Source organism: Burkholderia sp. Z1, assembly GCF_014893795.1.
Lineage (GTDB): Bacteria > Pseudomonadota > Gammaproteobacteria > Burkholderiales > Burkholderiaceae > Burkholderia > Burkholderia theae.
This window is the reverse complement of sequence record NZ_JACFYL010000001.1, coordinates 2,549,629-2,569,471: the sequence shown is the minus strand read 5'-3', so window position 1 is coordinate 2,569,471 and position 19,843 is coordinate 2,549,629. Positions and strand designations below refer to the sequence as shown.

The 19,843-nt window shown below is 67.9% G+C and carries 14 protein-coding genes; 11 read left to right on the top strand and 3 right to left on the bottom strand.

Going from position 1 to position 19,843, the window contains the following annotated elements; translation table 11 throughout:
- Window positions 1-91: 91 nt before the first annotated feature.
- From H3H55_RS11845 to H3H55_RS11835, 3 genes are all read left to right on the top strand, one after another.
- Window positions 92-1,843, top strand: a complete 1,752-nt coding sequence (locus tag H3H55_RS11845; RefSeq protein WP_193098703.1) for an acyl-CoA dehydrogenase family protein — start codon at window positions 92-94, stop codon at window positions 1,841-1,843.
- On the top strand, window positions 1,840-3,051 hold the full coding sequence (locus tag H3H55_RS11840) for a CaiB/BaiF CoA transferase family protein (protein ID WP_193098702.1): 1,212 nt from the start codon (window positions 1,840-1,842) through the stop codon (window positions 3,049-3,051). The genes H3H55_RS11845 and H3H55_RS11840 overlap by 4 nt, the downstream gene beginning before the upstream one ends.
- Window positions 3,052-3,139: 88 nt before the next feature.
- Window positions 3,140-4,552: an MFS transporter gene (locus H3H55_RS11835; RefSeq protein ID WP_193098701.1), complete on the top strand. Its 1,413-nt coding sequence runs from the start codon at window positions 3,140-3,142 to the stop codon at window positions 4,550-4,552.
- 138 nt (window positions 4,553-4,690) lie between these two features.
- On the opposite strand, the gene H3H55_RS11830 is transcribed toward H3H55_RS11835, so the two are convergent.
- On the bottom strand, window positions 4,691-4,966 hold the full coding sequence (locus tag H3H55_RS11830) for an oxidative damage protection protein (protein WP_006478357.1): 276 nt from the start codon (window positions 4,964-4,966) through the stop codon (window positions 4,691-4,693).
- A gap of 49 nt (window positions 4,967-5,015) precedes the next feature.
- The gene (argA, locus tag H3H55_RS11825; protein WP_129512519.1) at window positions 5,016-6,395 is read right to left on the bottom strand and encodes an amino-acid N-acetyltransferase; all 1,380 of its coding nucleotides are present in this window, start codon (window positions 6,393-6,395) and stop codon (window positions 5,016-5,018) included.
- A gap of 23 nt (window positions 6,396-6,418) precedes the next feature.
- Here argA and hrpA point away from each other — a divergent pair, with 23 nt between their 5' ends.
- The 5 genes from hrpA to H3H55_RS11800 all read left to right on the top strand — a co-directional run bounded on the left by hrpA (window position 6,419) and on the right by H3H55_RS11800 (window position 14,541).
- Entirely contained in the window at window positions 6,419-10,621 is a 4,203-nt protein-coding gene (gene hrpA / locus H3H55_RS11820) for an ATP-dependent RNA helicase HrpA (RefSeq protein ID WP_193098700.1), read from the top strand.
- Window positions 10,622-10,809: 188 nt separating this feature from the next.
- Complete coding sequence (locus tag H3H55_RS11815) at window positions 10,810-11,799, top strand: beta-propeller fold lactonase family protein (protein ID WP_129512517.1); 990 nt, start codon at window positions 10,810-10,812, stop codon at window positions 11,797-11,799.
- 16 nt (window positions 11,800-11,815) lie between these two features.
- Entirely contained in the window at window positions 11,816-12,790 is a 975-nt protein-coding gene (locus H3H55_RS11810; protein ID WP_048248805.1) for a sterol desaturase family protein, read from the top strand.
- 111 nt (window positions 12,791-12,901) lie between these two features.
- Window positions 12,902-13,729 (top strand): EI24 domain-containing protein, encoded by an 828-nt coding sequence (locus tag H3H55_RS11805; RefSeq protein WP_129512516.1) that lies wholly within the window; start codon window positions 12,902-12,904, stop codon window positions 13,727-13,729.
- Window positions 13,726-14,541, top strand: a complete 816-nt coding sequence (locus H3H55_RS11800) for a competence/damage-inducible protein A (RefSeq protein ID WP_193098699.1) — start codon at window positions 13,726-13,728, stop codon at window positions 14,539-14,541. The genes H3H55_RS11805 and H3H55_RS11800 overlap by 4 nt, the downstream gene beginning before the upstream one ends.
- A gap of 115 nt (window positions 14,542-14,656) precedes the next feature.
- Here H3H55_RS11800 and H3H55_RS11795 read toward each other — a convergent pair whose 3' ends face one another.
- Window positions 14,657-15,121 carry a rhodanese-like domain-containing protein gene (locus tag H3H55_RS11795; RefSeq protein ID WP_048248801.1) on the bottom strand — a complete coding sequence of 155 codons (465 nt, stop codon included), beginning with the start codon at window positions 15,119-15,121 and terminating at the stop codon, window positions 14,657-14,659.
- Window positions 15,122-15,526: 405 nt separating this feature from the next.
- On the opposite strand from H3H55_RS11795, the gene glnA reads away from it, so the two are divergent.
- From glnA to ntrC, 3 genes are all read left to right on the top strand, one after another.
- The gene (glnA, locus tag H3H55_RS11790) at window positions 15,527-16,942 is read left to right on the top strand and encodes a type I glutamate--ammonia ligase (protein ID WP_129512515.1); all 1,416 of its coding nucleotides are present in this window, start codon (window positions 15,527-15,529) and stop codon (window positions 16,940-16,942) included.
- 161 nt (window positions 16,943-17,103) lie between these two features.
- Entirely contained in the window at window positions 17,104-18,246 is a 1,143-nt protein-coding gene (gene glnL / locus H3H55_RS11785; RefSeq protein WP_048248798.1) for a nitrogen regulation protein NR(II), read from the top strand.
- 45 nt (window positions 18,247-18,291) lie between these two features.
- Window positions 18,292-19,806 carry a nitrogen regulation protein NR(I) gene (ntrC, locus tag H3H55_RS11780; RefSeq protein ID WP_193098698.1) on the top strand — a complete coding sequence of 505 codons (1,515 nt, stop codon included), beginning with the start codon at window positions 18,292-18,294 and terminating at the stop codon, window positions 19,804-19,806.
- The last annotated feature ends 37 nt before the right edge of the window (window positions 19,807-19,843 follow it).

Here is a 19,843-nt window from a genome sequence, read left to right as displayed (position 1 = left end):
ATCGCGCGCCTACGCTCTGCGAAAGGCTTTGCACAGGGCCGGCCGCGGCGCCAGGTCCGGCCGACGTGCAGGCAACCCAGGAGACGCACGCATGAACGACACCGCTCGCACGCCGGACGCCGGCGCATCCAATATCCCCGACAGCCGGGGCACCAATTTCTTCATCGCCGATCCCGACCTCGGTGCGCTGCTGAAGCTGCATCTCGGCGATGCGCACTATGCGGAACTCGAGCCGCGGCTGCGCGCGCTCGGCGCGCGCGTGTCGGGCGAGCTCGACGAGTGGGCATCGCGCGCGGACAAGCACCCGCCCGTGCTCGAGCACCGCAACCGGCGCGGCGAGGCCGTGCAGCGGATCGACAAGGATCCCGCGTATGTCGCGCTCGAACGCGTCGCGTATTCGGAGCTCGGGCTCGCGTCGCTGAGCCACGGGCCCGAATCGGGGCCGCCGCTCGTCAAGTACGCGCTGACGTTCCTGTTCGTGCAGGCGGAATTCGGGCTGTGCTGCCCGGTCAGCATGACCGATTCGCTGACGCGCACGCTGCGCCGCTTCGGCGATCCGGCGCTCGTCGAACGTTACCTCCCGATGCTCGCGTCACGCGACTTCGACACGCTGTATCAGGGCGCGATGTTCATGACCGAGCAGGCGGCCGGCTCCGACGTCGGCCGCATCGCGACGCGCGCGGCGCGCGAGACCGATGCGCACGGCGAGACCGTATGGCGCCTGACCGGCGACAAGTGGTTCTGCTCGAACGCGGATGCCGATCTCGCGATGGTGCTCGCGCGCCCCGACGGCGCGCCGGACGGCATCAAGGGTCTCGCGCTGTTCCTGCTGCCGAAGACGCTGCCGGACGGCACGCGCAACCGCTACCGGATCGTGCGATTGAAGGACAAGCTCGGCAGCCGTTCGATGGCGAGCGGCGAGATCGCGCTCGAAGGCGCGCAGGCCTACCTGATCGGCGAGATCGGCCGCGGTTTTCACCAGATGGCCGACATGATCAACATGTCGCGGCTGTCGAACGGTGTGCGCGCGGCGGGGCTGATGCGGCGCGCGCTGAACGAAGCGCTGCACGTCGCCGCGCACCGCGACGCGTTCGGCCGCAAGCTGATCGAGATGCCGCTGATGCAGCGCCAGTTGATGAAGATGCTGCTGCCGGCCGAAGCCGCACGCGCGATGTTCATGCAGATCGCGCTGCTGCTGCCGCAGGCCGATGCGGGCGACGAGCAGGCCGCGCGCTGCGTGCGGATCCTGACGCCGCTGATCAAGTTCCGCGCGTGCCGCGATGCGCGCCGCGTGACGGGCGATGCGATGGAGGTGCGCGGCGGCACCGGCTACATCGAGGAATGGAGCGACGCGCGGATCGTGCGCGATGCGCATCTCGGTTCGATCTGGGAAGGCACGAGCAACATCGTCGCGCTCGACGTCGCGCGGGCCGCGCAGCGCGAGCATGCGCTCGACGCGCTACGCGCGTTCCTCGGCGACCGGCTCGGCGCGGCGCCGCTGCCCGATGCGAGCCGCGCGGCGTTGCGACGCATTCTCGCGCGCGCATGCGACGCGCTCGCGCGGGTCGCGGACGCAGGCGACGACTCACGCGTGCGGCAGGCTGCATCCGCGCTGTATTACGCGAGCGCGGCCGTGCTGATGGCCTGCGAGGGCGTGCGGCTCGCGCCGGATTTCCGGCGTCTTGCGCTCGCGCACCTGGTCGTGCGCCACAAGCTGCTGCCGGTCGATCCGCTCGCGCCGGCGTCGCGCGACGACGAATCGGCCGCGTTCGACGCGCTGCTGCGCGGCACGCCGATCTCGCTCGACATGGCGCTCGACCTGCTGCCGGAGGTCGAGCGATGAACGCGACGCGTGGTGCACTGGACGGCCTGAAGGTCGTCGACCTGAGCCGCGTGCTCGGTGGCCCGTACTGCACGCAGGCGCTCGCCGACCACGGCGCTACGGTGATCAAGATCGAGCCGCCGGACGGCGACGAGACGCGCGGCTGGGGGCCGCCGTTCCTCGGCGATACCGCGTGGTACTTCGCGGGCGTCAACCGCAACAAGGAAGGGCTCGCGCTCGACCTGTCGCGCGACGAAGGGCGCGCGATCCTGTGGCGCCTGCTCGATGAGGCCGACGTACTCGTCGAGAACTTCAAGCCCGGCACGCTCGCGCGCTGGGGGATGGACTATGCGCGCGACCTGCAGCCGCGCTTCCCGTGGCTGATCCACTGCGCGGTGACGGGCTTCGGCGCGGACGGTCCGCTCGGCGGGCTGCCCGGCTACGACGCGGTGATCCAGGCGATGGCGGGGCTGATGAGCGTGAACGGCGAGCGCGATGGCGACGCGACGCGGATCGGCCTGCCGATCGTCGACATGGTCACGGGGCTCAACGCGCTCGCCGGCATCCTGCTGGCACTCGCGGAGCGCGAGAAGAGCGGGCGCGGGCAGTCGGTCGACATCGCGCTGTACGACTGCGGCGTGTCGCTGCTGCATCCGCACCTGCCGAACTTCTTCGGCTCGGGGCGCGTTCCGGAGCGCAGCGGTAACGCGCATCCGAACATCGCGCCGTACGACAGCTACCGCACGGCGACCGTGCCGATCTTCCTCGCGGTCGGCAACGACCGGCAGTTCGCACGGCTCGTCGCGCATCTCGGCGCGCCGGCGCTCGCGGGCGATCCGCGCTTCGTCGACAACCGCAGCCGCTGCGCGCACCGCCCCGAGCTGAAGGCCGAACTGGAAGCGCGGCTCGCCGCGCACGCATGCGAGCCGCTCGCGCGCGACCTGATGGCGGCCGGTGTGCCGTGCGGGCCGGTGCGCACGGTGGCCGACGTCGCGCACGATCCGCATGCGCTGCACCGGAACCTGTTCGTCGAGATCGGCGCGTATCGCGGCACCGCGTCGCCGGTGAAGCTGTCGCGTACGCCGGCCACCTATCGTTCGCCGCCGCCCGCGCTCGGCCGCGATACGCGCGCGGTGCTCGACCGGCTCGGCGTCGATCGCGCGCTCCAGCAGCAACTGCTCGATGCCGGCGTGCTGAAAACGGCGCCCGACCAGGTACCCCCCGACTGACACAACGCCGCCGGCCGGCGGCGTCATGCCGGCCACCCGGGAAAGGCGCGCGACAGTCGCGCCCCCGACCACAAACCTGGAGACATCGATGAGCCGTCCGTTATCCCCGCCCGCCGCGCCACTGCGGCCCGGCCGCGCCGCCTTCGCGGCGTTCGTCGGCACCACGATCGAGTGGTACGACTTCTACATCTACGGCACGGCCGCGGCGCTCGTGTTCGGCAAGGTGTTCTTTTCGAGCACGATGGATCCCGGCGTCGCGACGCTGCTCGCATTCGTCACGTTCTGGGCCGGCTTCGCCGCGCGGCCGCTCGGCGGGATCGTGTTCGGGCATCTCGGCGATCGCGTCGGCCGCAAGACCGCGCTCGTGATCACGCTGGTGATGATGGGTCTCGCGACGACCGGCATCGGCCTGCTGCCCGGTTATGCGCAGATCGGGGTATGGGCGCCGGCCGGCCTCGTCGTGCTGCGCGTGCTGCAGGGCATCGCGGTCGGCGGCGAGTGGGGCGGCGCGGTGCTGATCGCGAGCGAGAACGCGCCGAAGCATCGCAGCATCCTGTATGCGGCGTTCGCGCAGCAGGGCTCGCCCACCGGCAACCTGCTGGCGACGGCCGCGTTCTTCGCGCTGAGCGCGCTGCCGACGCCGTCCTTCCTGATGTGGGGCTGGCGCATTCCGTTCCTGCTGTCGGCCGTGCTCGTGATCATCGGCATGGTGATCCGGCTGAGGCTCGAGGAGTCGGCCGACATGCAGCGCGTGCTCGCCCGCAAGCGCACGGTGAAGCTGCCGCTGCGCGACGTCGTGCGCGATCACTGGGTGGTCGTGCTGCTCGCGGCCGGCACGCTGCCGGTGATCAACGTCACGTACTTCCGCAGCACGTTCGCGCTGTCGTGGGCGACGAAGGAGCTCGGCTATGCGCAGGGCACGTTTCTCGGCATCCTGTCGATCTCGCTCGTCGTGCAGTTCCTGCTGCAGCCGGTCGGCGCGTGGTTCGTGTCGAAGGTCGACATGCGTCGCGCGATGTGCTGGATCCTGATTCCGGAGATCGTGCTGATGCCGGTGATGTTCCACGCGCTCGCGACGCGTTCGTACTGGGTTGCCGTCGCGGGCATGTGCATCTCGACGATTCCGTCGGCGATGTTCTACGGTGCGGTCGGCGGCGTGCTCGCGCGCGTGTTTCCGGCGAACATTCGTTATACGGGCCTGTCGCTCGCGTATCAACTGAGCGCGCTGGTCGTCGGCGGCGGCACGCCCGTGCTGGCACAGGCGATCCTCAATTCGACGGGCAGCATCGTCGGCGTCGCGGTCGCGTCGGGGCTTTACGCGCTCGTGTCGCTCGTCTGCATGTTGGCGCTGCTGAACCGCACCGGGTACCGCGCGGACGAACTGTCGACGGCCGAGCGCAGCGACGCGGCGGAATGGGGCGCCGAAGCCGAAAGTGCCGACAACGCGAGCGGCGGGGCGGAAGCGCCCGGCGACGCTGGCGCGCTGAAACCGGCCGGTTGAACCGCGCGAGCGCCGCAGCCGGAGAGGCGCGATCGCATCGATCGCACCTCCGCAAAAGAAAACGGCACCGTGCGATACACGGTGCCGCTTTCTCCGGAGCGCGCGACAGGCAGGCTGCCGGCCATGCGCATTACATCATCAGCCTTCCGTCGGCGGCACGTAGCCGGACGCCTGGTCCGCGCCGTCGCCGAAGAAGTATTTCTCGGTCTGCTTCATCAGATACTGGCGCGCGCGCGGGTCGGCCATGTTCAGGCGGTTCTCGTTGATCAGCATCGTCTGCTGCTTGAGCCAGCCTTGCCATGCTTCCTTCGAGACGCTCTCGTAAATGCGCTTGCCGAGTTCGCCCGGCAGCGGCGGGAAATCGAGGCCTTCGGCTTCCTTGCCGAGCTTCGCGCATTGGATCATTCGAGCCATCGTTTACTTCTCCTGTAATCGGACTGGGGGAGGGCAGTCGTGCCTGCGCTCAGAGCTGCTTCATCAGCACGAGCGACTTGCGCTGCCAGTTATAGAGTTTGCGGCGGTCTTCCGGCAGGTCGTCGACGCTGACCTTGACGAAGCCGCGCTTGAGGAACCAGTGCTCGGTGCGCGTCGTGAGCACGAAGATGTGCGTGAGGCCGCGCGCCCGTGCGCGCTGCTCGATGCGCTTGAGCAGGCGTTCGCCGTCGCCCGAGCCCTGCGCTTCCGGCGCGACCGTCAGGCACGCCATCTCGCCGATCTTCTCCTGCTGGTACGGATACAGCGCCGCGCAGCCGAACAGCACGCCATCGTGCTCGATCACCGAGAAGTGGTCGATGTCGCGTTCGATCTGGTGGCGGCCGCGCCGCACCAGCGTGCCGTCCGACTCGAGCGGCTCGATCAGCGACAGGATGCCGCCGACGTCGTCCGGCGTCGCCTCGCGCAGGCTTTCGAGATTCTCGTACGAGATCATCGTGCCGACGCCGTCGTGCAGGAACAGTTCGAGCAGCATGCTGCCGTCGAGCGATTGCGGGATCAGGTGAGCACGGGTCACGCCGCCGCGGCACGCGCGGATCGAGTGCTTCAGGAAGAACGCGTCGTCGCCCTGCACGTTGCCGGAATCGAGCAGTTCGGCCGCCGCGTCGAGCGACATTTCGCGGATCAGCTCGCCTTCGTCGTCGACGATGCCGGGGCCGTCGGTCAGGAACACGATCTTGTCGGCACGCAGCGCGATCGCGGCGGCCGAGGCGACGTCTTCCATCGACAGGTTGAACGCTTCGCCGGTCGGCGAGAAACCGAGCGGCGACAGCAGCACGAGCTTGCGGCTCGCGAGCGAATGACGGATCGATTCGGCGTCGATCTTGCGCACGATGCCCGTATGCGCGAAATCGACCCCGTCGAGAATCCCCACCGGCCGCGCGGTCACGAAGTTGCCCGACACGACGCTGATGTGCGCGTGCGCCATCGGCGAGTTCGGCAGACCCTGGCTGATCGCGGCCTCGATGTCGAGGCGCACTTCGCCGGCCGCTTCCTTCGCGGATTCGAGCGCGCGCGCATCGGTGATGCGCAGGCCGTGCGAAAACTCGGATTCGACACCGTGCAGGCTCAGCTGCTCCTCGACCTGCGGGCGCGAGCCGTGCACCAGCACGATCTGGATGCCCATCGCCTGCAGCAGCGCGATGTCGGACACGAGCGCGTTCAGCAGCCCCTGCTGCACCACCTCGCCGCCGAACCCCACGACGAACGTGCTGTTGCGGAACTTGTGGATATAGGGCGCGACGGAGCGCATCCAGTCGACGAACTGCGCGTGGCTGGCGGCCGAATCGTCGGCGGCCGGCGGCGTCGCGGCGCCGGTCTGGGCGGGAGGGAGGTCGGTTTGGGAATTCATGGGCGGGATTATAATGCGCCCCCATGTCGAATGTACCTAAAAGTCCCGCGCCGACGCGGGCCAAAGCGCCGTCGGCCCAGCACCCGGATGGTGCGGCCGATGCGCGCCAGCAGCAGGGCCAGCCGCCGCGCCAGCAGCACGAAAAGCAGGCAGGCAAGGCGCCGCGCGGGCCGCGCGGCGACGAGCGCCGTGGCGATGCGCGCCAGCCGGCCACGGCGGACGCGCCCCAGGCAGCCGATGCGCGCGCGCCGCGCCGCGAACGTCCGCCGCGCGCCGTCGTTGCACCGAATCCCGTCCCGCCAATCACGTACCCCGAAAGCCTGCCCGTGTCGGGCAAGCGCGACGAAATCGCGCGCGCGATCGCCGGTCACCAGGTTGTCATCGTCTGCGGCGAAACGGGCTCGGGCAAGACCACGCAGTTGCCGAAGATCTGTCTCGATCTCGGCCGCGGCCTCGGCGCCGGCGGCACGGGCCTGATCGGCCATACGCAGCCGCGGCGTCTCGCCGCGTCGTCGACCGGCCGCCGGATCGCCGAGGAACTCGGCACGCCGTTCGGCGAGGTGGTCGGCTACAAGGTGCGCTTCACCGACAATCTGGCGCCCGGCGCGTCCGTGAAGCTGATGACGGACGGCATCCTGCTCGCCGAGACGCAGACCGACCCGCTGCTGAAGGCGTACGACACGCTGATCATCGACGAGGCGCACGAGCGCAGCCTGAACATCGACTTCTTGCTCGGCTACCTGAAGGAAATCCTGCCGAGGCGGCCCGACCTGAAGCTGATCGTCACGTCCGCGACGATCGACGCCGACCGCTTCGCGCGCCATTTCGGCACCGACGAGCGCCCGGCGCCCGTGATCGAGGTGAGCGGGCGGCTGTATCCGGTCGAGATGCGCTACCGCCCGGTGGCCGAGGATCGCCCGGCCGTGAAGAATGCAGAGGGCACCGCGGGCCGCGATCGCGTGAAGACCGCGCGCGAAGCCGAGCGCGACCTGATGGACGCGATCGTCGACGCGGTCGACGAGCTGTGCCGCGAAGGCCCCGGCGACGTGCTGGTGTTCCTGCCCGGCGAGCGCGAGATCCGCGAAGCGGCCGAGGCGCTGCGCAAGCACCATCCGCCGCACACCGAGATCCTGCCGCTGTTCGCGCGGCTCTCCGCGGCCGACCAGGACAAGGTGTTCAAGGCGTCGAACGCGCGCCGCATCGTGCTCGCGACCAACGTGGCCGAGACGTCGCTGACGGTGCCCGGCATTCGCTACGTCGTCGATACCGGTCTCGCGCGCGTGAAGCGCTATTCGTACCGGAACAAGGTCGAGCAGTTGCAGGTCGAGTCGATCTCGCAGGCTGCCGCGAACCAGCGCGCGGGCCGCTGCGGCCGCGTGGCCGACGGCGTCTGCATCCGCTTGTACGAGGAAAGCGACTACCAGGCGCGCGTGCGCTTCACCGATCCGGAAATCCTGCGCTCGTCGCTCGCGTCGGTGATCCTGCGGATGAAGTCGCTGCACCTGACGGCGATCGAATCGTTTCCGTTCCTCGAACCGCCGCCCGGCCGCGCGATCGCGGACGGCTACCAGTTGCTCAACGAACTCGGCGCGGTCGACGACGACAACGCGCTGACACCGCTCGGCCGCGAACTCGCGCGGCTGCCGCTCGACCCGCGCGTCGGCCGGATGATTCTCGCCGCGCGCGACCAGCAGTCGCTGCGCGAGGTGCTGATCATCGCGAGCGCGCTGTCCGTGCAGGACCCGCGCGACCGCCCGATCGAAGCGCAGGAACAGGCCGACCAGGCGCACCGCCGGTTCGCCGACGAGCGTTCCGAATTCCTGCAGTGGCTGAAGATCTGGGCGTGGTTCGAGGACGCCGTCGCGCACAAGAAGTCGAATCGTCAGTTGATCGACGCGTGCCGGCAGAACTTCCTGTCGCACCTGCGGTTGCGCGAGTGGCGCGACGTCCATTCGCAGTTGCTGACCGTCGTGCGCGAGCACGGCTGGCGGCTCAACGAAGCCGAGGCGACCTACGAGCAGATCCATCTGGCCCTGTTGACGGGCCTGCTCGGCAACCTCGGCCTGAAGGCCGACGACGATCCGCACTACCTCGGCGCACGCGGGATCAAGTTCTACCTGTGGCCGGGCTCGGTGCTCGCGAAAAAGGCCGGCCGCTGGGTGATGGCGGCCGAACTCGTCGAGACGAGCCGGCTCTACGCGCGCTGCCTTGCGAAGATCGAGCCCGAATGGATCGAGAAGGTCGGCGCGCACCTGCTGAAGAAATCGCTGTCGGAGCCGCACTGGGAAAAGCGCCCGGCGCAGGTCAGCGCGTTCGAGCGCGCGACGCTGTACGGGCTGCCGATCTATCACCGGCGGCGCGTCGCGTTCGGCAAGCAGGATCCGGCGCGCGCGCGGGAGCTGTTCATCCGCGGCGCGCTCGTCGAAGGCGAGTTCGACACGAAGCTCGCGTTCTTCGCGCACAACCGCAAGCTGCTTGCCGATATCGAGCAGCTCGAGCACAAGTCGCGTCGTCAGGACGTGCTGGTCGACGACGAACTGATCTACGCGTTCTACGACCAGGCGCTTCCCGAAGGGATCCACACGGGCGCCGCGTTCGAGCGCTGGTATCGCGACGCGGTGAAGCAGGGCGGCCAGCCCGAGGACAAGCCGCGGCTGCTGTACCTGTCGCGCGACGACCTGATGCGCCACGAGGCGGCCGGCGTGACGACCGAGCTGTTCCCGAAGCGTGCGACGATGGCCGGCGTCGAGATGGCGCTCACGTACCACTTCGAGCCCGGCACGCCGCGCGACGGCGTGACGCTCGCGGTGCCGCTCTACGCGCTGAACCAGGTCGACGCGCGCCGCTGCGAGTGGCTCGTGCCGGGGATGCTGAAGGAAAAGGTGCAGCTGCTGCTGAAGTCGCTGCCGCAGAAGCTGCGCCGGCACTGCGTGCCGCTGCCCGAGTACGCGGCCGGCTTCGTCGAGCGGATGGGCCGCGAGCGCTTCGGCGCGGGCGGGCTCGTCGAGGCGCTGATCGCCGACGTGCGCGGCGAGACGCAGATCGCGATGAAGACGGCCGACTTCAAGCTCGAGACGCTGCCCGCGCACCTGTTCATGAACTTCAAGGTGATCGACGAGCACGGCCGCCAGCTCGCGATGGGGCGCAATCTCGCGCAGCTTCGCCAGGAACTGGGCGCGCAGGCGCAGCAGCAGTTCCAGAAGATCGCGGCGGCGTCGACGATCGCGACCGGCGGCGAGACCGATGCGGGGCCGGCAGCCGGCCAGGCGCCGGCGACTGCCGCCCCGGCCGGTGCCGTCGTCGGCCGCGGCGCGAAGCCCGGCAAGGGCGCGGCGCCGCAGACGGGTGCCCCGGCGGAAGGCGGTGCGACGGCGCTGTACGAGAATCTCACGACGTGGAATTTCGGCAAGCTCCCCGAGCTGCTGGAGATCCGCCGGCGCGGCCAGACGCTGTACGGCTACCCGGCGCTGGTCGATCGCGGCACGCATTGCGACGTCGAGGTGTTCGATTCGCCGGAGGAGGCCGCGCGCATCCACCGGGCCGGCTTGCGGCGGCTGTTCGCGCTGCAGCTGAAGGAACCGATCAAGTTCCTCGAGAAGAACCTGCCGGGCCTGCGCGAGATGGCGATGCAGTACATGTCGCTCGGCTCGCAGGACGAGCTGCGCGACCAGCTGATCGACACGGCGCTCGACCGTGCGTGCCTGCAGGATCCGCTGCCCGACGACGACGCGAGCTTCCATGCGCGCCGCGACGAGGGCCGCAGCCGCCTGAACCTGCTCGCGCAGGAAATCGCGCGGCTCGTCGGGCAGGTCCTGGCCGAATACGCGGGTCTCGTGAAGAAACTCGCGCAAGCGAAGCCGTTCGCGCAGGCGCACGCGGATCTGCAGCAGCAGCTGGCCGCGCTGGTCGGCAAGCGCTTCGTGATCGATACGCCTTACGTGCAGCTTGCGCACTTCCCGCGCTACCTGAAGGGCATCGCGCTGCGGATCGACAAGCTGAAGGCCGATCCGGCGCGCGACGCGAAGCAGTCCGGTGACCTGCTGCCGCTCGCCCAGCAGTACCAGCGCGCGGTGTCGCAGCGCGGCGGCGTCGCCGACCCGCGGCTCGCGGAATTCCGCTGGCTGCTCGAGGAATTGCGGATTTCGCTGTTCGCCCAGGAACTGCGCACGCCGATGCCGGTCTCTGTCAAGCGGCTGCACAAGGTCTGGGAGTCGATGCAGCGCTAGCGCAACAGCGGTTTCCCGGCCCGCACCGGCGGCCGGCGACGGTCGGCCGCGCGGCGCTTGCCGATCCGGCCGATCCGGCCGATCCGGCCGCCGCCGCGTGCATCGAAGTGGCGCAATGCCGGCTTCCGTCAACCGGCGGGGCCGGTTGAACGTTTTACAATGACGGTTGTTCCTCGACGTGAGTCTTCATGCGCACTTTCCTTTCCCTCGGCCGCACGCTCGTGCTGGCCGCCGCCGTGCTGGCGCCCGCCGCACACGCGAATAACGTGATCGTCCTCAATTCGGCCGAAGCGACGCTTTCCCTGATCGACCAGCAGACTCGCCAGGTCGTCGGCACGATGCCGACCGGCAAGGAACCGCACCACCTGATGGCCACGCCCGACAACGGTTCGCTGATCGTCGCGAATTCGGTCTCGAACAGCCTGATGTTCCTCGATCCGAAGACGGGCAAGCTGCAGCGCACCGTCGAAGGGATCGACGATCCTTACCAGCTCGGCTTCTCGCCCGACCGCAAGTGGTTCGCGGCGGCAGGCCTGCGGCTCGACCGCGTCGACATCTACAGCTACGACGGCCAGAACCTCCATCTCGCGAAGCGCGTGCCGCTCGAAGTGATGCCGAGCCACCTGGCGTTCACGAAGGACAGCAAGACGGTGCTCGTGTCGCTGCAGGTGTCCGGCGAGATCGCGGCGATCGACCTGCCGACGCAGACGGTCAAGTGGAAGATGAAGGTCGGCAAGGTGCCGGCCGGCCTGTGGCTCACGCCGGACGACAAATACGTGCTGGTCGGGATGACGGGCGCGGATTACGTCGCGGTGGTCGACTGGCGCAACCAGAAGGTCGTCAAGCAGATCTACACCGGCAAGGGCGCGCACAACTTCCGCTCGCTCGCCGACGGCGCGCACGTCGCGGTGACGAACCGGGTCGCGAACACGATCAGCATCATCGACGAGAACACGCTCACCAACGTCGGCGACATCACCGGCCTGCTGCCGGGGCCGGACGACATGGAGCTGTCGGCCGACAAGAAGACGCTGTGGGTGACGTTCCGCTTCGCGAAGAAGGTCGGGATCATCGACCTGCCGTCGCGCAAGCTGGTGCAGACGATCTCCGTCGGCCGCTCGCCGCACGGCATCTACTTCTACGACCGCGCGCCGTGGAAGGCGGCGAACGGCGCGTGACGGACGGAGGCGAACGATGCTGCACCTGATCGATGCGTTCGTGTCGGACATCCAGACCTGGCTGTACGTCGACGTCGTGCAGCCGCTCCTCTTCAAGTTCAACCTGATGGACTATGACGAGGACACCTACGACGCGCTGTACTGGGTGATCGTCGGCGCGCTGCAGATGGTGCTGATGTTCGCGCTGCTGCGCCCGCTCGAGGCGCTGCTGCCGGTCGAACGCTGGAAGAACCGCCGGGCCGTGCGGGTCGACGTGATCTACACGGCGATCTCGAAGCTCGGCATCTACACGCTGTTCTTCTTCTTCGCGCTGCAGCCGGTGTTCGACAACTTCCAGGCGTGGCTGCGGCTGCACGGCGTCTCGAACTTCAACCTCGACTATCTGTGGCCGGGCGTGACCTCGCAGCCGATCGTCGCGTTCGCGATCTACCTCGTCGTGCTCGACTTCGCCGGCTACTGGTATCACCGCTGGCAGCACAAGTTCGGCATCTGGTGGGAACTGCACGCCGTCCATCACAGCCAGCGGCAGATGTCGCTGTGGTGCGATGACCGCAACCACCTGCTCGACGACGTGATCCAGTCGTGCTTCTTCGCGTCGATCGCGCTCGTGATCGGCGTGACGCCGTCGCAGTTCGTCGTGCTGACCGCGTTCACGAACTTCATGCAGAGCATCCAGCATACGAATGCGCGTCTGTCGTTCGGCTGGCTCGGCGAGCGCCTGCTCGTGAGCCCGATCTTCCACCGGCGCCACCACGCGGTCGGCTACGGCCACGAAGGCACCAAGTACGGCTGCAACTTCGGCGTGCTGTTCCCGTGGTGGGACATGATGTTCGGCACCGCATCGTGGAACCGCACGGTCGAGCCGACCGGCATCCGCGACCAGGTCGAGGGCGTGTCCTACGGCGAAGGCTTCTGGGCGCAGCACGGCCTCGCGTTCGTGCGGATCTTCCGGCGCCTGTTCCCCGCGAAGCGCGGCGCGGCGTCGGCCTGATCCGGTTACTCCGCCGTTGAACGCCTCTCCCACGCGGCCCGCATGCGCTTTGGCGCATGCGGGCCGCGTGGTTTATCCTTTCCCCGTTTTTCTCCGTCGATACAGGCCCGCATGAACGACCTGCTGCGTTCCTTCGTCCGCGCATTGGCGAGCGCATTGCATCCGCGCATGCTCTGGCTCACCCTGATGCCGTTCCTCGTCTCGGCCGTCCTGTGGGGCGTCTTGCTGTGGTTCTCGTGGCAGACGCTGATCGACGCCGCGCGCGGCGCGCTCGACGGCTTCGTGCTGACGGCCGCGCTGTATCGCGCATTCGACGCGATCGGCATGTCGCAACTGCATGCGGTCGTGGCGCCGTTCGTCGTCGTGTCGCTCGCGATTCCGCTGATCGTGCTGACCGTGCTGCTGCTGATCGCGACGATTTCGATGCCGGTCGTGATCAAGCACCTGTCGAACCGGCAGTTCGCGGCGCTCGAGTCGAAGCGGGGCGGCACCTTCTTCGGCAGCGTGTTCAATTCGCTGTGGGCGGCACTGGCCGGCATCGTCGTGCTCGTCGTCACGATTCCGCTGTGGCTGATCCCGCCGTTCTTCGCGCTGCTGCCGCCCGTGATCTGGGGCTGGCTCACGTACCGCGTGATGACCTACGACGCGCTCGCGCTGCACGCGAGCCGCGACGAGCGCCGTACACTCGTGAAGCAGCACCGCTGGCCGCTGATCGGCATCGGCGTCGCGACCGGGCTGCTCGGCACCGTGCCGACCTTCGTGTGGGTGTCGTCGGTCTGGATGATGGTGCTGTTTCCGTTCGTCGCGGCGGCCATGATCTGGGTTTACGCTTTCATCCTCGTCTTCTCGGCGCTGTGGTTCGGGCACTATTGCCTGCGCGCGCTGGAGGACTTGCGCGCGAGCGCGCGCGCCACCGCAATCGACATGGGGCAGGCATGAGCATCGGCATCGTCATCATCGGCGACGAAATCCTTTCGGGCCGCCGGCAGGACAAGCATCTGGCGAAGGTCATCGAGCTGCTCGACGCGCGCGGTCTCGCGCTCGACTGGGCCGAATACGTCGGCGACGATCCGGCGCGCATCACGGCGACGCTCGCGCGCGCGATCGCGTCGGGCGACATCGTGTTCTCGACGGGCGGCATCGGCGCGACGCCGGACGACCACACGCGCCAGTGCGCGGCCGCCGCGCTCGGCGTGCCGCTCGAACTGCATCCGGAAGCGAAGGTGCTGATCTCGGAGCGGATCCGCGAAACGCACGCCGATCCGGCCACGCCGGTCGACTTCGACTCGCCGGAGAACCAGCACCGCTTCAACATGGGCGTGTTCCCGGTGGGCGCGACGATCATCCCGAACGGCTATAACCGGATTCCCGGCTTCTCGGTCGGCGATCTCCACTTCGTGCCGGGTTTTCCGGTGATGGCGTGGCCGATGATCGAATGGGTGCTCGATACGAAGTACGCGCACCTGCATCACGCGACGCCGCACGCGGAGCGTTCGCTGTACGTGTTCGAGCTGCCGGAATCGACGCTCACGCCGCTGATGGAGCGCATCGAGCGCGATTTCCCGGGCGTGCGCGTGTTCAGCCTGCCGAGCGTCGGCGACGCGGAGCGCGGCGGCATCTACGCGCGCCGTCACATCGACCTCGGCGTGAAGGGCGAGCCGGAAGCGGTCGCGGCCGCGTTCGTGAAGCTGCGCGAAGGCGTGCACCTGCTCGGCGGCGACGTCGTCGAGCCCGACCTGCCGCGCGCCTGAGCGGCGCGTCAATCAAACGCACAAAAGCCACGGGCCGCGCAACGCGGCCCGTCATCGGCATGTCATCGCCCGGCTCGACGATGGTGCAGTTGCAACCGCCGGGAGGGGCGTGCCGTCAGGCGCCGATCCAGGGCAGCTTGCGGAAGCACCAGCCGTCGACCGTCTTGCGATGGCCTTCGGCATCCTTCGCGCCCTCGAAGCCTTCGAGCAGGTCGAACGCCTTGGTGAAGCCGGCCTGCGACGATGCGACCGCGGCGAGCTTCGAGCGCGCGGCGCTGCGGCACAGGAACAGCACGGGCGTATCGGGCGGGAGGGCGGCCTTCAGTTCGTTGACGAATTCGGCGTTCGGCACGCCACCCGGGTAGCGCGTCCATTCGAGGTGCAGGTACTGGCCGTCGCCGACGAGCGGACGGCCGATCCAGTCGAGTTCGGCGCGGGTGCGCACGTCGACGAGGCGCGCCGACGGGTCGAGCTGCAGCAGTTCGAATGCTTCGACCGGCAGCAGTGCGCCGGCGTAGTTGAGCGCGCCTTGTGCGCGGCGTTCGTCGGCCTTCGCGTAAAGCTGGTCGAGCGTACTCATGGCGAGGGGTCTCCTGTCGGTCAAACGAACATTCTAGCGCGGCGTCGCGTCCCGGATGTCCGTATGCGGCACGGTGCGCGCACCGCACACGCGTTCACCAAAAGAGTGCAGAATGGCGTGCATGCACCAGAATGATTCAGCGGGTTCGGCATGTTTCGGCGATTGCACCATACAGGTGCTTTCGGTTGGCGGCCGATGCGGCCCCGGGCCCCGGAATCGCGCAGCACAGCCCCGTCGCGGCGAGCGCCGGCGCGATTCGCGCCAATCTTGCGCATGGGTGGCACGGAAGCTGCTTTATAGAATTCGGTCAAATCGGGGCGCGCTGCGCAAAAGCTTGATCCCGATCAGCTCGATAAACGAGGCGGTTCCCAGTCCGCCGGAATTGTTCAATCAGGAGAAGAGGTTATGAGTAAAACCGTCGCCGACGTCATGCAACTCGTGAAGGACGAGGACTGCAAGTTTGTCGATTTCCGCTTCACGGATACGCGCGGCAAGGAACAGCACGTGTCGGTGCCGGTTTCGGCGTTTGACGAAGACAAGTTCGAAAGCGGTCATGCATTCGACGGTTCGTCGATCGCGGGCTGGAAGGGTATCGAAGCGTCGGACATGTTGCTCATGCCGGACCCGAACGCTGCCTTCATCGACCCGTTCTATGAAGAGTCGACCCTCGTGCTGACCTGCGACGTGGTCGAGCCGGCAGACGGCAAGGGCTACGAGCGCGATCCGCGTTCGCTCGCGAAGCGCGGCGAAGCGTACCTGAAGAGCACGGGCATCGGCGACACGGCCTACTTCGGTCCGGAACCGGAATTCTTCATTTTCGACTCGGTCCAGTGGAACACGGACATGTCGGGCTGCTTCGTGAAGATCAACTCGGAAGAAGCACCGTGGTCGGCCGGCAAGGAATTCGAAGGCGGCAACACGGGCCACCGTCCGGGCACGAAGGGCGGCTACTTCCCGGTCGCACCGGTCGACACGTTCCAGGACATGCGTTCGGAAATGTGCCTGCTGCTCGAACAGCTCGGCATCCCGGTCGAAGTGCACCACCACGAAGTGGCGGGCCAGGGCCAGAACGAAATCGGCACGAAGTTCTCGACGCTGGTCGAGCGTGCGGACTGGACGCAATGGTCGAAGTACATCATCCATAACGTCGCGCACTCGTACGGCAAGACGGCGACGTTCATGCCGAAGCCGGTCGTCGGCGACAACGGTTCGGGCATGCACGTTCACCAGTCGATCTGGAAGGACGGCCAGAACCTGTTCGCGGGCAACGGTTATGCCGGCCTGTCGGAACTGGCGCTGTTCTACATCGGCGGCATCATCAAGCACGCCCGTGCGCTGAACGCGATCACGAACCCGACGACGAACTCGTACAAGCGTCTGGTCCCGCACTTCGAAGCACCGGTCAAGCTCGCTTACTCGGCGCGTAACCGTTCGGCATCGATCCGCATTCCGCACGTGTCGAACCCGAAGGGCCGCCGTATCGAAACGCGCTTCCCGGATCCGATGGCGAACCCGTACCTGTGCTTCACGGCGCTGATGATGGCCGGCCTCGACGGGATCCAGAACAAGATCCATCCGGGCGAAGCCGCGGACAAGAACCTGTACGACCTGCCGCCGGAAGAAGATGCAAAGATCCCGACCGTTTGCGCGGGCCTCGACCAGGCACTCGAAGCACTCGACAAGGATCGCGAGTTCCTGACGCGCGGTGGCGTGTTCACGGACGGCATGCTGGATGCGTACCTCGCGCTGAAGGAGCAGGAGCTGGCGAAGTTCCGCATGACGACGCACCCGATCGAGTTCGAGATGTACTACTCGCTGTAATCGGCGATGGCGCTTCGATTCAGCGCCGTTTTGCCGGTTCGTTCCCGTCGCGCGGCTTGCGGCGGGAACGGCGGAGTCTGAAAGGGGACGGCGTCCAGCCGTCCCTTTTTTGTTCCGAGGATTTTCATTTTCTGGCCCGTTGAGGCGCGACAAGCACGCAGATGGTTCTGAAGAATCTGATCAAGGCGAAGACGGGGCAACCCGAGCGACTGACGGACGACGAGCGGCTCGCGCGCTCAGGCCTGCTTGCGGGGCTGGAAGCGCTGCCGACGGTCGTGATCGTGCTCGACCGCAAGACGCTGCGGATCGCGTTCGCGAACCCGTCCGCGGAAGCGATGCTCGACATCTCGCGCCGGCAACTCGCGCAGCGGCCGTGGGGCGAGATTTTTCCGAATGCGAACGAACTCGCATCGACGATCACCGCGATCGGCGAGGAGCGCTTTCATGCGACGCATCTCGATACCGTGCTCGACCGGCCCGGCCGCGAACCGCTGCACGTGCATGCGATCGTCGGCTTCCTCGAGACCGCGCCCGATTTCGTGCTCGTCGAGTTGTTCGAGAACGAGCGGCAGTCGCGTACCGATCGCGAGGAGCGCATCCACGACCTGACCGCGGTCAACAAGCAGCTGATCCGCAACCTCGCGCACGAGATCAAGAACCCGCTCGGCGGAATTCGCGGCGCAGCCCAGTTGCTCGAATTCGAACTCGGCGAGCGCGAGCGCGGCGAGTTGCGCGAATACACGCAGGTGATCATCAAGGAGTCCGATCGCCTGCAGACGCTCGTCGACCGATTGCTGGAGCCGCATCGGCATCCGCATATCGTCGGCGACGTGAACATTCATGAAGTGTGCGAACGCGTGCGCGCGGTGATGCTCGCGGAATTCCCGCGCGGGCTCACGATCGAGCGCGACTACGACGTGAGCGTGCCGGATCTGCGCGGCGACAAGGAGCAGCTGATCCAGGCGCTGCTCAACATCGTGCGCAACGCCGCGCAGGCGCTGCGCGAACGGATCGCGCAGGGCGACGCGAAGATCGAGCTGCGCACACGCATCGCGCGCAAGATCACGATCGCGAAGCGCCTGTACAGGCTGGCACTGGACTTGCATGTGATCGACAACGGGCCCGGCATTCCGGAAGAGATCCGCGACCGGATCTTCTATCCGCTCGTGTCCGGGCGCGAAGACGGCAGCGGTCTCGGCCTCACGCTCGCACAGACGTTCGTGCAGCAGCACGACGGGATGATCGAGGTCGAAAGCCGGCCCGGACGTACCGAATTTCAGATCCTGCTACCGCTCGACCATTGAGCGGCGGCAGTGCGATTCACCGGATTTCCCCATTCTGACCGACCTATGAAGCCGATCTGGATAGTTGACGACGACCAATCGATCCGCTGGGTGCTTGAAAAGGCGCTCGCCCGGGACAGCTTCGCGACGAAGAGCTTCGCGAACGTGCGCGACGCGCTGGCCGCGCTCGACCACGAGACACCGCAGGTGCTCGTGTCCGACATCCGGATGCCGGGCGGCTCGGGCCTCGAGTTGCTGCAGGCGATGCACGAACGCCTGCCGGGCCTGCCCGTCATCATCATGACGGCGTTCTCCGATCTCGACAGTGCCGTGGCGGCGTTCCAGGGCGGCGCGTTCGAATACCTCGCGAAGCCGTTCGACGTCGACAAGGCGGTCGAGCTGATCCGCCGCGCGGTCGAGGAAAGCCTGCGCGGCGGCACGCCGCAGGACGAGCGTGTCGCCGAGGCGCCGGAGATGCTCGGCCAGGCGCCCGCGATGCAGGACATGTTCCGCGCGATCGGCCGCCTGTCGCACTCGGCCGCGACCGTGCTGATCACGGGCGAGTCGGGCACCGGCAAGGAGCTCGTCGCGCGTGCGCTGCATCGTCACAGCCCGCGTGCGAACGGGCCGTTCATCGCGCTGAACACCGCGGCGATTCCGAAAGACCTGCTCGAATCCGAGCTGTTCGGTCACGAGCGCGGCGCGTTCACCGGCGCGCAGACGACGCGGCAGGGCCGCTTCGAGCAGGCCGAGAACGGCACGCTGTTCCTCGACGAAATCGGCGACATGCCGTTCGACCTGCAGACGCGCCTGTTGCGCGTGCTGTCGGACGGGCAGTTCTATCGAGTCGGCGGGCACAACCCGCTGCGCGCGAACGTGCGCGTGATCGCCGCGACGCACCAGAATCTCGAGGCGCGCGTGCGACAAGGGCTGTTCCGCGAGGACCTTTACCACCGGCTCAACGTGATCCGGCTGCGCCTGCCGCCGCTGCGCGAACGCAGCGAAGACATCGCGCTGCTCACGCGCCACTTCCTGCAGAAGAGCGCGCGCGATCTCGGCGTCGAGCCGAAGCGGGTGTCCGACGACGCGCTGGCGTACCTGACGTCGCTGGCGTTTCCCGGCAACGTGCGGCAGCTCGAGAACCTCGCGAACTGGCTGACCGTGATGGCGCCTGCGCAGACCGTCGAGATCAAGGATCTGCCGCCCGACCTCGTGCCGGCCGGTGCGCCGGTCGTCGCGACGGGTGACGGCATGGATGCGCACGGCAACGGCGGCGGCGCGCTGGCCGGACAGCCGGCCAGCGGTGCGGTGCCGGTGGCGTCCGCGCCCGTCGCGGCCGCGCCGAACGGCGCGCCGGCCGGTTATCCGGTGTGGGAGCATGGGCTGCGCACCGAAGTCGCGCGGCTGTTGCGCGAGAACTCGGCCGACGTGATGGACGAGCTCGCACGCCGCTTCGAGGCGGCCGTGATTCGCGAAGCACTCGACTTCACCCGCGGCCGCAAGGTCGAGGCCGCGGAGCGGCTCGGCATCGGCCGCAACACGATCACGCGCAAGATCCAGGAACTGCATCTGGAGCCCTGAGCATGATTCGCGGCACGCGCGGGCATCGCGCGTGCCG

What these genes read in the sequence shown, in the direction of transcription:
- H3H55_RS11845 (WP_193098703.1), top strand. Translation starts at nt 92, where the DNA reads ATGAACGACACCGCTCGCACGCCGGACGCCGGCGCATCCAATATCCCC.
- H3H55_RS11840 (WP_193098702.1), top strand. Translation starts at nt 1,840, where the DNA reads ATGAACGCGACGCGTGGTGCACTGGACGGCCTGAAGGTCGTCGACCTG.
- H3H55_RS11835 (WP_193098701.1), top strand. Translation starts at nt 3,140, where the DNA reads ATGAGCCGTCCGTTATCCCCGCCCGCCGCGCCACTGCGGCCCGGCCGC.
- H3H55_RS11830 (WP_006478357.1), bottom strand. Translation starts at nt 4,966, where the DNA reads ATGGCTCGAATGATCCAATGCGCGAAGCTCGGCAAGGAAGCCGAAGGC.
- argA (WP_129512519.1), bottom strand. Translation starts at nt 6,395, where the DNA reads ATGAATTCCCAAACCGACCTCCCTCCCGCCCAGACCGGCGCCGCGACG.
- hrpA (WP_193098700.1), top strand. Translation starts at nt 6,419, where the DNA reads ATGTCGAATGTACCTAAAAGTCCCGCGCCGACGCGGGCCAAAGCGCCG.
- H3H55_RS11815 (WP_129512517.1), top strand. Translation starts at nt 10,810, where the DNA reads ATGCGCACTTTCCTTTCCCTCGGCCGCACGCTCGTGCTGGCCGCCGCC.
- H3H55_RS11810 (WP_048248805.1), top strand. Translation starts at nt 11,816, where the DNA reads ATGCTGCACCTGATCGATGCGTTCGTGTCGGACATCCAGACCTGGCTG.
- H3H55_RS11805 (WP_129512516.1), top strand. Translation starts at nt 12,902, where the DNA reads ATGAACGACCTGCTGCGTTCCTTCGTCCGCGCATTGGCGAGCGCATTG.
- H3H55_RS11800 (WP_193098699.1), top strand. Translation starts at nt 13,726, where the DNA reads ATGAGCATCGGCATCGTCATCATCGGCGACGAAATCCTTTCGGGCCGC.
- H3H55_RS11795 (WP_048248801.1), bottom strand. Translation starts at nt 15,121, where the DNA reads ATGAGTACGCTCGACCAGCTTTACGCGAAGGCCGACGAACGCCGCGCA.
- glnA (WP_129512515.1), top strand. Translation starts at nt 15,527, where the DNA reads ATGAGTAAAACCGTCGCCGACGTCATGCAACTCGTGAAGGACGAGGAC.
- glnL (WP_048248798.1), top strand. Translation starts at nt 17,104, where the DNA reads ATGGTTCTGAAGAATCTGATCAAGGCGAAGACGGGGCAACCCGAGCGA.
- ntrC (WP_193098698.1), top strand. Translation starts at nt 18,292, where the DNA reads ATGAAGCCGATCTGGATAGTTGACGACGACCAATCGATCCGCTGGGTG.